Annotated in this window: 16 protein-coding genes; 9 read left to right on the forward strand and 7 right to left on the reverse strand. The window is 29.0% G+C overall.

Annotated features, from left to right (window positions below; all coding sequences use genetic code 11):
- The 3 genes from QM495_RS06155 to QM495_RS06165 all read left to right on the forward strand — a co-directional run.
- Window positions 1–1224 (forward strand): gliding motility-associated C-terminal domain-containing protein (locus QM495_RS06155; protein WP_408671235.1); only part of this gene is annotated, 1224 nt, incomplete at its 5' end.
- 13 nt (window positions 1225–1237) lie between these two features.
- Complete coding sequence (locus QM495_RS06160; RefSeq protein ID WP_408671236.1) at window positions 1238–2158, forward strand: type IX secretion system membrane protein PorP/SprF; 921 nt, start codon at window positions 1238–1240, stop codon at window positions 2156–2158.
- An 18-nt stretch (window positions 2159–2176) separates the two neighbouring features.
- Window positions 2177–4087 carry an OmpA family protein gene (locus tag QM495_RS06165; protein WP_408671237.1) on the forward strand — a complete coding sequence of 637 codons (1911 nt, stop codon included), beginning with the start codon at window positions 2177–2179 and terminating at the stop codon, window positions 4085–4087.
- A 138-nt stretch (window positions 4088–4225) separates the two neighbouring features.
- Here QM495_RS06165 and QM495_RS06170 read toward each other — a convergent pair whose 3' ends face one another.
- From QM495_RS06170 to QM495_RS06180, 3 genes are all read right to left on the reverse strand, one after another.
- Entirely contained in the window at window positions 4226–4402 is a 177-nt protein-coding gene (locus QM495_RS06170) for a hypothetical protein (protein ID WP_408671238.1), read from the reverse strand.
- 42 nt (window positions 4403–4444) lie between these two features.
- Entirely contained in the window at window positions 4445–4948 is a 504-nt protein-coding gene (locus QM495_RS06175) for a CAP domain-containing protein (protein ID WP_408671239.1), read from the reverse strand.
- Window positions 4949–5476: 528 nt separating this feature from the next.
- On the reverse strand, window positions 5477–7507 hold the full coding sequence (locus QM495_RS06180; protein WP_408671240.1) for a M3 family metallopeptidase: 2031 nt from the start codon (window positions 7505–7507) through the stop codon (window positions 5477–5479).
- A 174-nt stretch (window positions 7508–7681) separates the two neighbouring features.
- Between QM495_RS06180 and QM495_RS06185 the strand changes: the two genes are divergently transcribed.
- Window positions 7682–7867 carry a hypothetical protein gene (locus QM495_RS06185; protein ID WP_408671241.1) on the forward strand — a complete coding sequence of 62 codons (186 nt, stop codon included), beginning with the start codon at window positions 7682–7684 and terminating at the stop codon, window positions 7865–7867.
- Here QM495_RS06185 and purE read toward each other — a convergent pair.
- The 3 genes from purE to QM495_RS06200 are packed head-to-tail and all read right to left on the reverse strand — an operon-like array spanning window position 7862 to window position 10043.
- Window positions 7862–8353, reverse strand: coding sequence for a 5-(carboxyamino)imidazole ribonucleotide mutase (gene purE / locus QM495_RS06190; protein ID WP_408671242.1), 492 nt, complete (start codon window positions 8351–8353; stop codon window positions 7862–7864). The two genes, QM495_RS06185 and purE, sit on opposite strands and share 6 nt — an antisense overlap.
- A 7-nt stretch (window positions 8354–8360) precedes the next feature.
- Window positions 8361–9506 carry a 5-(carboxyamino)imidazole ribonucleotide synthase gene (locus tag QM495_RS06195; protein WP_408671243.1) on the reverse strand — a complete coding sequence of 382 codons (1146 nt, stop codon included), beginning with the start codon at window positions 9504–9506 and terminating at the stop codon, window positions 8361–8363.
- A 48-nt stretch (window positions 9507–9554) separates the two neighbouring features.
- Window positions 9555–10043 carry a phosphoribosylaminoimidazole carboxylase gene (locus QM495_RS06200; protein ID WP_408671244.1) on the reverse strand — a complete coding sequence of 163 codons (489 nt, stop codon included), beginning with the start codon at window positions 10041–10043 and terminating at the stop codon, window positions 9555–9557.
- Window positions 10044–10090: 47 nt separating this feature from the next.
- Here QM495_RS06200 and greA point away from each other — a divergent pair, with 47 nt between their 5' ends.
- On the forward strand, window positions 10091–10567 hold the full coding sequence (gene greA, locus QM495_RS06205; RefSeq protein WP_408671245.1) for a transcription elongation factor GreA: 477 nt from the start codon (window positions 10091–10093) through the stop codon (window positions 10565–10567).
- A gap of 79 nt (window positions 10568–10646) precedes the next feature.
- Window positions 10647–11033: an HIT family protein gene (locus QM495_RS06210; RefSeq protein WP_408671246.1), complete on the forward strand. Its 387-nt coding sequence runs from the start codon at window positions 10647–10649 to the stop codon at window positions 11031–11033.
- Window positions 11034–11035: 2 nt separating this feature from the next.
- Here QM495_RS06210 and QM495_RS06215 read toward each other — a convergent pair whose 3' ends face one another.
- A complete protein-coding gene (locus QM495_RS06215; RefSeq protein WP_408671247.1) occupies window positions 11036–12190 on the reverse strand; it encodes a sensor histidine kinase in 1155 nt (384 codons plus the stop codon).
- Between the two features lie 77 nt (window positions 12191–12267).
- Between QM495_RS06215 and QM495_RS06220 the strand changes: the two genes are divergently transcribed.
- The 3 genes from QM495_RS06220 to aat form a co-directional block, all read left to right on the forward strand.
- The gene (locus tag QM495_RS06220) at window positions 12268–13128 is read left to right on the forward strand and encodes a flavin reductase family protein (RefSeq protein ID WP_408671248.1); all 861 of its coding nucleotides are present in this window, start codon (window positions 12268–12270) and stop codon (window positions 13126–13128) included.
- Between the two features lie 9 nt (window positions 13129–13137).
- Window positions 13138–13518 (forward strand): DUF3127 domain-containing protein, encoded by a 381-nt coding sequence (locus QM495_RS06225; protein WP_408671249.1) that lies wholly within the window; start codon window positions 13138–13140, stop codon window positions 13516–13518.
- 179 nt (window positions 13519–13697) lie between these two features.
- Window positions 13698–14306, forward strand: a 609-nt coding sequence (gene aat, locus QM495_RS06230; protein ID WP_408671250.1) for a leucyl/phenylalanyl-tRNA--protein transferase, incomplete at its 3' end; no start/stop codon positions are given.

Genomic DNA, 14306 nt, shown 5'->3' on the forward strand with positions numbered 1-14306 from the left:
ACACCAAATGAAGGTTTTACAGGAACAGATAGTTTTGTATATGAAGTTTGTGATAATGGAGACCCGATAGCATGTGATCAAGCAACAGTTGTAATAACTGTAAATCCAGATAAGTGTATAAACTTTGAAATCTCTATTACATCAACTGAAGAAACTTGTGAAGGTGCAAATGGAACAGCTACAGTTATTGTTGATGGAGCTAAAGAGCCAGTAACGTATTTATGGAGTGATGGTCAAACAACATCAACAGCTATAGGTTTAGTAGAAGGTTCATATAATGTAACGGTTACTGATGCTAATGGATGTTCTGAAACAACTTCATTTAACTTGACAAGTACAAATAACAACACAACAACATCAGAAGACTTTACTGCTTGTGATAGTTATACTTGGAATGATGTTACTTATACAGAAAGTGGAGTTTACACATTTGAGAGTGATAATGAATTTGGATGTACTAATACAGCAACGTTGAGCTTAACAATTAACAATAGTAGTGAAACAGCAGCAGAAGATATTACCGCTTGTGATAGTTACACTTGGAATGGCACAACGTATACAGAAAGTGGTGTTTATACTTATGAGAGTGATAATGATTCAGGATGTACCAATACTGCAACGTTGAACTTAACGATTAACAATGGTGTATTAGAGTCTACATTTATTATTTGTGATGATTTATTTGATGATAATGGGAATCCAGTACAAACTATTGATTTGAATAACTATTTAAGCATTGCGTCTAATAATGATGGAGAATGGGTAAGTTTAGATACTTCAGGTAGGTTAATTACTGGAAGCGTATTTAATGTTATTGATTTGGAAAACGGAGTATATGAATTTGAGTTCACATCTAGTGTTAGTGGTTGTATTTCATATCTTTCTTTAGAAAAGGATTGTATAGTATTACCATGTTCAACAGAAGGTAGTATAGAGATATCTAAAGTAGTTACAGCTAATAATGATGGAGTAAACGATTTCTTTGAAATCTCAGAAATTAGTTCTTGTGGATTTACAGCAGAAGTTACCATCTTTAATCGTTGGGGTAAAATAGTATATCAATCAAATAATTATCAAAATAACTGGGGTGGATATCATAATAATTCCGGTTTAACAATGGGTACAAATAATAAATTACCTACAGGAACTTACTATTATGTTGTAAATATAATAGGTAGTGGTTACAGACCAATAACAGGGTATATTTATTTAGGAACTAATTAATAAAAATAAAACTATGAAGCGTTTAATTATAATTATAGTACTGCTAATTCTAGGGTTTCAATATTCTAATGCACAGCAATTACCACAGTTCACACAATATATGTATAATACAATTGCTATAAATCCAGCTTATGCAGGAAGTAGAGGAGCATTAAGTATTGTTGGATTGAATAGAAATCAGTGGGCTGGATTTGATGGAGGACCACAAACACAAACTTTATCGATCCATTCACCTTTAAGAAATGAAAAAGTTGGATTGGGATTATCAATGATAAATGATAAAACAGGGTATGAAAACTTAACATATATTTATGGAGATTTTTCATATACAATTCAAGGAAATGATCATTTTAAGATTAGCTTTGGTTTAAAAGCTGGGTTAACTACCTACAAATTAGCAAGTGAATTGTACAATTCAGCTGTGAACGGAAGCGATCAGTATTTTAATGATAGGTTAGATAGGATTAACCCTAATTTTGGAGCAGGTATATTATTTCATAGTGATAGATGGTATTTAGGTTTGTCAATTCCTAAACTTTTAAGTAACGATTTAAATAATGGCGAATATGCAGCTCTAGAAGTAGTTCATTATTATGGTATAGGTGGATATGTATTTGATTTAAATAAAAATTTAAAATTAAAGCCTTCATTTATGTTTAAATATACAAAGGGAGCTGCTTTATCAACAGATTTAACCGCAAACTTATTATTTGATGAAAAGTTTTGGTTAGGAGGTTCATACAGAATTAATGGTGCACAAAGAGCTGTGGGAGCACTTGTTGATTTTCAAGTTTCTGAGCAATTTAGGATAGGTTATACTTATGAAGTACCAACCGGAGAAATTAGACCTTATACAACAGGATCTCATGAAATTTTATTGATGTATGAATTTAAATACACAAAAGGAAAAATGAAATCACCTAGATATTTTTAACCAAATAGAACTTAAATTATGAAAACTATAAAATTAGTAACAATTGTTTTTTTATTGATATGTTCATCTTCATTTGGGCAATCGGGTAAATTAAAAAGGGCAGATAGGTATTATAACAGTTTTTCTTTTGTGAAAGCTATTGAAAAGTATGAAAAATTAATTGATACAAATTTCAATAAAAGTTACGCAATGCGAAAATTAGGAGATTCTTATATGTATTTAAGAAAACCTAAAGAAGCAGTTGAAGTTTATAAGCATGTTGTTCAGCAAGAAAATGTGCCAGAAGAGTACTACTATTTCTACGCCCAAGCATTAAGAGGTATTGGTAATTATGATGAATCTAAAGTATGGGTTGATAAGTATAACCAAGTTTCAAGTAAAGATTCAAGAATTTCAGAATTTTTAGATAAAGAAGATTTTATAAGTGCTATGTTTAATTTAAAAAAACAATATTCTTTAGCTACTACTAATTTAAACACACCGTTTAGTGATTTTGGAGCAGTTGAATTAAATAATGATGTTGTGTTTGTTTCTTCAAAAGATGAAGGAGTTTCAACAAAAAGAAAATATGCTTGGAATGCTCAACCTTTTTTAGATATTTATAGTGTTAGTAAAGATGGCTCGGTTGAACAATCTGAAAAAATTAATGGTGATGTAAATTCTATTTACCATGATGGACCAGCTTCTTTCTCTTCGGATGGAACAACAATGTATTTCACAAGAAATAACTTCTATGAAGGTGAAAAAAGATCAGATAAAAATGGGGTGAATAACCTTAAAATATATACAGCTGAGTTAGTTAATGGTATGTGGAAAAATATAAAAGGAGTTCACTTTAATAATGATGAATACTCAGTTGGTCATTCTTCAATAAGTGATGATGGAAAAAAATTATACTTTACTTCTGATATGCCAGGAGGAATTGGAGGCTCTGATATTTATGTTGTAGAAGTAAATGAAGATGGAACCTTAGGGACTCCAAAAAATATGGGAAATATTGTAAATACAGAAGGAAATGAAATGTTTCCATTTATTCATAATGAAGGGACTTTATTTTTCTCTTCAGATGGCCATGTAGGTTTTGGGTTATTAGATGTTTTTGCAACAATTTCAGATGAAAATGGTACCATAGTTAATATTTTAAATCTTGGAGAACCAATAAATAGCTCAAAAGATGATTTTTCTTATTATCTATCAAAAGAAGGTTTTGATGGTTATATTTCATCTAATAGAGAAGGAGGAGTAGGAGATGATGATATTTATAAATTTACAAGAATACCTCCTTTAATGTTAAAAGGTCAAATTTTTGATGATGCTAATAATGAACCTATAGTAAATGCAAAAGTAGTGTTAAAAGATGCTAATGGAGAGGAAATAGCCTATTTTATAACTGAAGCGGATGGTTATTATGAGCATATTGTTGACAGAGATGCTAATTTCACTTTAGAAGGTTCAAAAGAAAAATACACGAATATTACCAAAGAATTTAATTCTTTTAATTTAGATAGAGAAAAAGAAATGGTAGTTAATTTAAACGTTGGTTTAAAACCAATTGAAGATGTAGTTTTATTAGCAGATTTAAATACTATTTATTTTGATTTAGATAAATCCAATATTAGACCAGATGCAGCGTTAGAGTTAGATAAGGTTGTTACTTTAATGAACAAATACCCAGGAATGGTTATTAGGTTAGAATCACATACAGATAGTAGAGCTAACGATCAATACAACATTTCACTATCAAACAGAAGAGCAAAATCTACGTATCAATATATAATTTCTAATGGAATTGACGTTGATAGAATAACAAAATACGAAGGTTTTGGAGAAACTCAATTGGTTAATAAATGTTCTAATGGAGTGAAATGTTCTAAAGCTGAACATCAATTAAATAGAAGAACAGAATTTGTGATTATAAAAATGAAGTAAAAATTTAGCAGTCGTAAAATAGTAAACTTTGATTATACTACCGTTGTGGGGACGACAATTTTCTCAAGTTATTATTTGCGACTGCTTTTTATTTGTAATAAATATACTACCGTTGTGGGGGCAACAGTTTAAATTATTTTATAACATTACACAATTTCTTGATGTAATGTTTACACCTAAGCTATTTGTATAGTTAAATTCTGGGATTAATGTATTAATATAAATTCTAGTAATTGCTTTCTTTTGTTTTGCATCTCGTTTAATTACTTTTAAATGAGGCTTTTGAGTGGTATTTTGTAAAGATATTGCTTTCATAATACAGTATTTTTTATTATTATGTTAATTACTAGTTAACTATTATTTTTTTATAAAAATTTGAGTAAAATATTTTCTACCCTCATTGTTAGATTCCGTTGATATTCCAAAATGTGTATAACTTGGATTTTCTATAATTTTTTTATGTTCTTCACTATTTAACCAGCCATTTAAAACACCTTGAGCAGTGTTAAATCCATAAGCTACATTTTCACCTACTGTTTTTGCACCAGCATTATTAATTAATATTTCTGCACGTTGACTAAAGTTATCATGACTAACTTGACCAGTCTCTACCATATAATTTGTATGGCCATCTGCAACACCTGAAATGATATTTAAAGTTTCTAACGTGTTAAGACCCATACTTTGTCTATAATCATTTACTAAATCTAAAATTTCAATTTCTATGTTAGAATAGTTTACATTAGTATTTACTACTTCATTAGTTTCATTAAAATAAATACCATCATCTTCTTTTGAACAAGAAAAGAAAACAAACATAAAAAGAATTAGAACTAGGGGTTTTAAAGTGAATGATTTCATGATTTGGGGATTCTGGGGTTAAATTAATTCAGAGTGATTATACAATAAATTGTAACTAGCAAAACATTTTGGTATAATCACTTCTGAATTACCATTCTTACTAAAAAAACTATTATAATTATATAAATGAATTTTGGGGTTTAAAGTTTTTCTTTTTTAAAAACCATCAAGCTTACTTTTGCATAAAACTAAGCTTGGTGGTTTTGCGTTTTATTAATCAAGTTATTTTTGGGGTTGATTAATTTAGGGGCAAAATGTCAATAAAATTTCATAGAATTTAATTTGGGGTTTATGAAATAATAACAGTACTAAATTACAAATTATTTACAATAAAACAAATAAAAAATCAATTAATTTACCGTTTGTTTATAAAAACACACCAAACATCACGTAAAACAAGTGTTTTATATATAAAAAATATATTTTGTAAGTAATTTAATTGCTATTTATTAGATAAAACATACCGTTTATACGGTATAAATAACATAAAAATATCAACTTTCAAATAATATTTTGTTTTAGTTACATTTATTTTATCAGTCCGGCACGTTTTAATAACGCATGGTTGGTTGGCTTTTTGCCTCTAAAATTTTGATATAATTCCATTGGTTTTTTTGTGCCTCCTTTTGTTAAAATGGTATTTTTAAATTTTGTGGAAGTTACTTTGTCAAATATTCCATTTTCTAAAAATAATGCAAAAGCATCTGCATCTAAAACTTCAGCCCATTTATAAGAATAATACCCTGAAGAATAACCACCTTGAAAGATATGAGAAAAAGAAGTACTCATACAATTTTCTTTTACATCTGGAAATAATTGTGTGTTTTTAAAAGCTAAATTTTCAAACTCTTTTACACTTTTAATTTCAGAAGGATTTTCACTATGCCAATTCATATCTAAAATTCCAAAACTTAACTGACGTAAAGTTTGCATTCCTTCTAAAAAATTAGATGATTTTTTAATTTTTTTAATAAAATCCATTGGGATTGTTTCTTGAGTTTCATAGTGTTTTGCAAATAAATTTAGTGCTTCTTTTTCATAACACCAATTTTCTAATAGTTGACTTGGAAGTTCTACAAAATCCCAATAAACATTTGTACCTGATAAACTAGGGTAGATTGTATTTGCTAGCATTCCGTGCAATGCATGTCCAAATTCATGAAACAAGGTTGTTACTTCGTTAAAAGTTAGTAAAGAAGGTTTTGTTTCAGTAGGTTTTGTGAAATTACAAACAATAGAAATATGAGGTCTTGAGTTCTCGCTATTTCGTTTCCATTGACCTTTAAAGGAAGTCATCCAAGCGCCATTTCTTTTTCCTTTTCTTGGAAAGAAATCGGCATATAAAATAGCAATTAATTCACCTGATGTATCAGTTACTTTGTAAGTTTTAACATCTTGGTGGTAGGTATCAATTGTGTGAATTTCTTCAAAATTTAAATCGTATAGTTTATTTGAAACTAAAAAAACACCTTCAATAACATTTTCTAATTTAAAATAGGGTTTCAGTTGTTCTTCTTCTAAATCAAAAAGATTCTTTTTTAGCTTTTCAGAATAATAGGCACTATCCCATTTTTCTAGTTGATTTATATCGTCTTTTTTTGCAAAATTAGAAAGGTTATCAAATTCTTTTTGTGCTGCAGGTTTGGCTTTTTCCAATAAATCATTTAAAAAGTTAGCTACATTTTCAGGTGATTCAGCCATTCGTTCTTCTAAAATAAAATGAGAATGTGAATTATAACCTAAAAGTTGAGCTCTTTTATATCTTAATTTAACTAAATCTAAAATAATTTGTTGGTTGTCGTTCTCATTATTTTGAAATGCTTTTTTACCAAAAGCAACTGCCATTTTTTTTCTAAGTTTACGGTTTGCTGCATAAGTCATAAAAGGGATGTAGCTTGGGTAATCTAATGTAAAAATCCAGCCCTTTTTGTTTTTTTGTTTTGCAATCATTTGAGCTGCTTCAACAGTGCTTTCAGGTAATCCTTTTAGGGCTTTTTTATCAGTTAAATGAAGTTCAAAAGTATTTGTTTCAGCCAAAACATTTTCGCCAAAATTTAATTTAAGTTTTGAGAGTTCAGTATCAATTTTTCTTAATGTTAATTTATCAGTTTCATTTAAGTTAGCTCCATTTCTAACAAAACTTTTGTATTTATTTGTTAATAAGGTTTCTTGTTCGGGAGTTAAATTTAATTCGTCTATTATATCAAATATTAATTGTACTCTTTTAAAAAGTTTTTTATTAAGTCTAATATCATTAGAAAATTCAGTCAACATTGGAGAAACTTCTTGCGCTATTTTTTGTATTTCATCATTAGTTTCAGCAGAATTTAAGTTGAAGAAAACACTCGAAATTCTATCTAAAAGTTGTCCGCTAAAATCTAATGCTTCAATGGTATTTTCAAAAGTAGGAACTTCTTTATTATCAATAATTTTGTTAATTTCTTCTTTTGAGATTTTAATAGCTTCAACAAAAGCAGGTTGAAAATGCTCATTTTTTATTTTTGAAAAAGGAGCAGTTGAATATAATGTGTTGAAATTATTTAATAACGGATTTTTCATGTTTTTTAGAGATAATTGTTAAAATGTAAAGATATTATAATGTGTTTAATTTTTAAAAGTAACGTAGTATTATTAATTAGAAACTTGTCCAATTAATTTTAATTTTTTTTTAGTTAAAAAATATACTAAACAATAATTTATACGTTTAATATATACTCAATAAATTTTATAATAATGAAAACAACCTCTATACAAAGTTATTTTTACGATACCAAAACTAAAATTTCTAAAAAACCTAAGTTAGTTGTTAAAGTAAAAGGATTTGTTAAAAGAAAATGTATAAATACGTTAATACCAAACTTTAGTTATAAAAACCATATTGGTGAAGAAATTTCACCAAATACGTGTATTTTATTATAGGTTTTTGCCAATTTCCTTTGCAGCTTTATTCACTTTTATTTTTAACTCTTCTTTATATTGAAGAATTTTATCTTGCATATTTTTATTAGAGCTTCCAATAATTTGTGCAGCTAAAATACCTGCGTTTTGTGCACCATCAAGGGCAACAGTTGCAACAGGAATTCCATCAGGCATTTGAAGAATTGATAAGAGAGAATCCCATCCGTTAATAGAATTTCTAGATTTTATAGGTACCCCAATTATAGGAAGAGGGCTCAAAGAAGCTACCATTCCAGGTAAATGTGCTGCACCTCCGGCACCAGCAATTATCACCAATATTCCCCTTTTGTGAGCATTTTTAGCGTAATCGTATAATTTTTCAGGTGTTCTGTGAGCTGAAACTATATCAACTTCAGTTTCAATATTAAAACTTTTTAAAATATCTACTGCTCGTTGCATAATTGGAAGATCTGAATTGCTTCCCATAATAATTCCTACTTTGCTCATAATAATGTTATTTACTTATTACTCTAATGGTATTTTTTACTTTTTCAGCAATTTTTCTAGCCTTCGTTATGTCATTATTTACAATAGTTACATGACCCATTTTACGAAACGGACGTGTTTCTTTTTTTCCATAAATATGTGGAGTAACACCTTCCATTTTTAGAATTTCTTCCATATTTTCATATACAACATTTCCTGAAAAACCTTCTTCACCAACCAAATTTACCATAATTCCTGCAAGTTTACTATTAGTATTTCCTAAAGGAAGATTTAAAATACTACGTAAATGTTGTTCAAACTGATTTGTGTAAGAAGCTTCAATACTGTAATGGCCGCTATTGTGAGTTCTTGGAGCAACTTCATTTACCAAAATTTCATCGGTTGCTGTTTGAAATAATTCAACAGCTAATAAACCAATATGTTGAAATGCTTCTGCAACTTTTAAGGCTATATTTTTTGCTTTTAGAGCAACTTCATCAGAAATTCTAGCTGGACAAATTACATATTCAACTTGGTTTGCTTCTAGATGGAATTCCATTTCAACGACAGGGTATGTTTTAATTTCTCCATTTTTATTCCTGGCTACAATTACCGCTAATTCATTTTTAAAAGGAATTAATTTCTCAATAATACAATCTGTATTAGGAAGTGCATTTAATTCATTTTGATTTTTAACAATTTTTACACCAGTTCCATCATATCCAAATTGAGCAGTTTTCCATACAAAAGGAAATTTAAAATTTTCATTTTGTAATTTTTCAAGTGTTGAAAACCGTTTGTAAGCTGCTGTTGGAATGTTGTGTTCAATAAAAAAATCTTTTTGTTTTCCTTTATGTTGAATGGTTTGTAATACACTAGGTTGCGGATAAATCGCTAATCCTTCTTTTTCAAGTTTTAAAAGTGCGTTAATATTTACATGTTCAATTTCAATGGTTAGCAAATCTACTTTTTTTCCAAAGTTGTAAACTGTTTCAAAGTCAAGTAAATCTCCTTGGTGAAATTCATTACAAATTTGTGCACAAGGAGCTTCCAAAGAGCCATCTAAAATACATGTATAAATATCGAATTTTTGAGTTTCAGCAAGTAACATTTTACCTAACTGACCTCCTCCTAAAACGCCAAGTTTAAATTTTGAAGAAAAATAGTTGATCACTTTTTGTTTGTTTCGTACAAAAATAGGAATCTGTTTTTAATTAGGAAGTTAAAAATTGGTAATATTTAAAGTTGAAGGATTTATTTGATTCACTCTATACTCTCTTGCAAAATGTATATTCCCAGAAGTTTGTGGAGAGCCATCAATAATACTGTATTCACTATTATCGCAAGGGCATTTCATTTTTAAACTGCCGTCAAATATCATGGCAGATGAACAATCATTATTTGGACATGCTCTATCGTAAGCTTTATAAAGTGGAGTTAGGCCTGTATTGAGTATTAAAATTCCTTTAATTCCTCCACTTGTTTCAGCATAACCAGTTGGTGTTTGTAAATTTATAAACTGTGGCAAATCTGTGTTTATTGTAATATTTACAGGAACATCAGGTAAAATATCGTTGGTTTCATTTTTTTCGCAAGAAAAAAGAATAATAATTGAAAACAATAAAAGAAGCTTTCGCATAGTTATAATATCAAGTTTATAGGTAAACGGTTGCAATTTACAAATATTTTGTACATTTGTGTTAAATCTCATTCTGTTATCAGTTTTGAGATTTTTTGTATTTATTAAAATGATAAGTTATGAGTAAAATTTCGTACTATTCAGTAGAGGGAATGAAAAAACTCAAGGAAGAATTAGAACATTTAGAACATGTTGAGCGTCCTAGAGTTAGTAATGATATTGCTGAAGCAAGAGATAAGGGTGATTTAAGCGAAAATGCAGAATATCATGCCGCAAAAGAAGAACAATCATATTTAGAGTTAAAAATAGCAAAATTAAAAGAAGTAGTTTCTAATGCTAGAATTATTGATGAATCACTGTTAGATACATCAAAAATATTAATACACTCTATTGTAAAGATTAAGAATGCTACTAATAATATGGAATTTACATATACGCTAGTTGCAGACTCTGAAACAAATATTAAAGAAGGAAAATTATCTGTAAATTCTCCGATAGGAAAAGGATTACTTGGAAAAGAAGTTGGCGAAATTGCTGAAATTCAGGTTCCAAGTGGTGTTATGAATTTTGAAATATTAGAGATTTCAAGAAGTTAAAACTAAAGAAATAATAGCAAAAACCCTTTTCAGTTTTTTAATTGAGAAGGGTTTCTTATTTTTGATTAAAAATACAGATATGTCAATATTTACCAAAATTATTAATGGTGAAATCCCATCATATAAAGTTGCTGAAAATGATCAGTTTTATGCATTTTTAGATATTAATCCCAATGCAAAAGGACATACCTTGGTGGTACCTAAAAAAGAAGTAAATAAGTTATTTGATTTAGATGAGGAAACATATAATGAGTTAATGAGTTTTTCACGAAGAATTGCAATAGCTATTGAAAAAGTAATTCCTTGTGAGAGAATTGGCATGAGTGTTATTGGATTGGAAGTGCCGCATGTGCATGTGCATTTAATTCCTTTACAAAAAATGGAAGATATTCAATTTATTAAAAAAGTAACGCTACATCCAAGTGAGTTTGAAGCACTAGCTAAAGCTATTTCAGAAAAGTTATAGTATTATTTTTTTAGTCGAATAGAGAAGGTTGTTCCTTTATTTATCTCAGATTTTTGAACTGAAATTTTCCCATTATGGTAATCTTCAATAATTCTTTTTGCCAATGATAAACCTAATCCCCAACCACGTTTTTTAGTTGTGTAACCAGGTGAGAATATTTTTTGTTGTAAGTTTTTTGGGATTCCTTTACCTGTATCAGAAATTGTAATAGTCACATTTTTTTCAGTTTCCGAAATGGCAAGTGCTATTTTTCCTTTTCCTTCCATAGCATCAATAGCATTTTTTACTAAATTTTCTATTACCCAACTAAATAATTGAAGGTTTATGTTTACTAAAATTTCTTTTTCAGGAGCTTCGAAATTAAACTCAACTTGTTTAGAACTTCTTGATTTTAAATAATCAAAAGAACTACTTGTTACATAAATAATGTCTAACGGTTTCAATTTAGGAATAGATCCAATTTTTGAAAAACGTTCAGCAATAGTATTTAACCTAAACACATCATTTTCAATTTCTTTTACCGTGTTTTCATCGGTATTTTCTAATCGCAAAATTTCAATCCAACCTAGTAAAGAGGATAATGGCGTCCCAATTTGATGTGCCGTTTCTTTTGCCATTCCCGTCCAAAGTCTATTTTGTTCAGCAACTTTATTCGACTTAAAAAACAAATAAATTACACTGGCAAATAATACTAAAATAAGAATTAGAGCAACTGGGTAATATTTTAATTTGGTTAATAAATCAGAATCACGATAATAAATATTTAATGTAATATTTTCATTGTTAGATAGATAACTTACAGTAATTGGGTTGTTTTGATTTTTCATTATTGAAAGTTGTTTCAATAAGAATTTCGAATTTTTTGCTTTGTCAATATCTAAATTGGACCATTCTGTAATACTATCTTTTTCACTAGTAATAATCATAGGTATATTATGATTATTACCAATAATTTTAGATTCTAAAGAGATTTCGGTATCTAAATCAACACTACTTAAACGCTCATAAGCTTTTGCCAAAACTTCCATTTTAGCACGTTCTTCAGTTTTAAATTTTTGAAAAAAATCGTAGGTGTTCCACAAAATAAGTGCTACAATAATAAAAGAAGTTATTATTACAGCCCATCTAATAATTTGTAATTTATTTTGTGAAGCCATTATTCAAATATAGAATTTATGTTGATATAACTTAAAATTATATTCGATATTATTTATATTTGTTGAAAATCAAATTGATGCTTAGTATAAACCCAAAAGATATTTCAACCGTAAAATTACATAGTTATTTATTAAGTGCTGTGGCGCCTCGCCCAATAGCTTTGGCAAGCACAGTTGATATTGATGGAAACCCAAATTTATCGCCTTTTAGCTTTTTTAATGTTTTTAGTGCAAATCCCCCAATTTTAATATTTTCTCCAGCACGAAGAGTGCGTGGAAATACCACAAAACATACTTTAGAAAATGTAAAAGCAACAAAAGAAGTGGTGATAAATATGGTAAATTATGATATTGTTCAGCAAATGTCATTATCAAGTACTGAATATCCTGAAGGAGTTAACGAATTTAAAAAAGCAGGTTTTACGATGCTTTCTTCAGAAAAAGTAACCCCTTTTAGAGTTGCAGAATCTCCCATACAATTAGAATGTAAAGTAACCAAAGTTGTTGAATTAGGAAAAGAAGGTGGTGCTGGAAATTTAATAATTTGTGAAGTGGTGAAGTTACACATTAAAGAAGAATTTTTAGATGAAGAAGGCGCTATTGACCAGCAAAAACTAGATTTAGTAGCAAGAGCTGGTGGAAGTTTATACTCAAGAGCAAAAGATGGTTTTTTTGAAATACCAAAACCATTAACAATTCTAGGAGTTGGTGTAGATGCTATTCCTTCTGAAATTAGGAAAAGCCCTATTTTAACAGGAAATGATTTAGGAATGTTAGGAAATATTGAGGCAATTCCTTCAGAAAGTGATGTTAATAAGTTTGCAAAAGAACATAAACAAAACATTGGGGATAATACCCTAAAAAAACATACATTTGCGAAAGCATTTTTAGAAAAAAATGATGTAGAAAGTGCTTGGAAAGTACTTTTAATGAACTAATTTTGAAATATGGAAATTACAGGAAAAATTAAAAAAATTGACGAAACCAAAACTTTTGGAGCAAGCGGTTTCAGAAAAAGAGAAATGGTTGTTACAACTAATGAGCAATATCCACAAATGTTAATGGTGGAATTTGTACAAGATAAATGTGATTTGTTAGATAGTTACCAAGTTGGGCAAGATGTAAAAATATCTATAAACCTAAGAGGTAGAGAATGGATAAATCCTGAAGGTAAAGCAGTTTATTTTAACTCTATTCAAGGGTGGAGAATTGAAGTTGCTCAAGCTGAGGGTTCAGTTGGAACTCCAACTCCTCCAGTTGCACCTTTAGATAATTTAGAGACTACTTCTGATTTGAATGAAAGCGAACCAGACGATTTACCTTTTTAAGTAAATCGATTGTAAAATATTAAAAGAGGCTGTTTAAAAAGTTATAAAAATCGTCATTCTGAATTTATTTCAGAATCCTATTATATTGATTGCCAATCAGTATGAGAACCTGAATTTATTTCAGGTTGACGTAAATCACACTTTTTAGACAACCTCTTTTTTTGTAAAAATTAATTAATATGTATTTACTTTCAAAAGAGTTAGTTTTCCCTCCGGTGCATTTAGCAAATAAAGATGGCTTGTTGGCTGTTGGCGGCGATTTATCTGTTGAAAGATTACTGTTAGCTTATAAAAGTGGTATTTTTCCTTGGTACAATCAAGGTGAGCCAATTATTTGGTACAGCCCAAATCCTAGAATGGTGTTGTTTCCAAAAGATTTGAAAATTTCAAAAAGTATGAAACAAGTGATTCGTAGAGGGGATTTTACAGTTACTTTTAACCAAAATTTTGAAGAAGTAATTTCTAATTGTAAACATATTTTTAGGGCTTCAGACCAAGGTGAAACTTGGATTACTAATGAAATGCAACAAGCTTACCTAAATTTGCACAAAAAGGGAATTGCAAAATCGGTTGAAGTTTGGCGGCATTTCGACTCCGCTCAATATGACAAAGAATTGGTTGGTGGTTTATACGGAATTGATTTAGGAACTGTTTTTTGCGGTGAAAGTATGTTTAGTAAAGTAAGTAACGCTTCTAAATTGGCATTTATTTATTTAACTCAAAAATTAGAAAAAGAAAATTACAAATTAATTGATTGTCAAGTATATAATAATCATTTAGCCAGTTTA

Source organism: Lutibacter sp. (assembly GCF_046055765.1).
Taxonomy (GTDB): Bacteria; Bacteroidota; Bacteroidia; order Flavobacteriales; family Flavobacteriaceae; genus Lutibacter.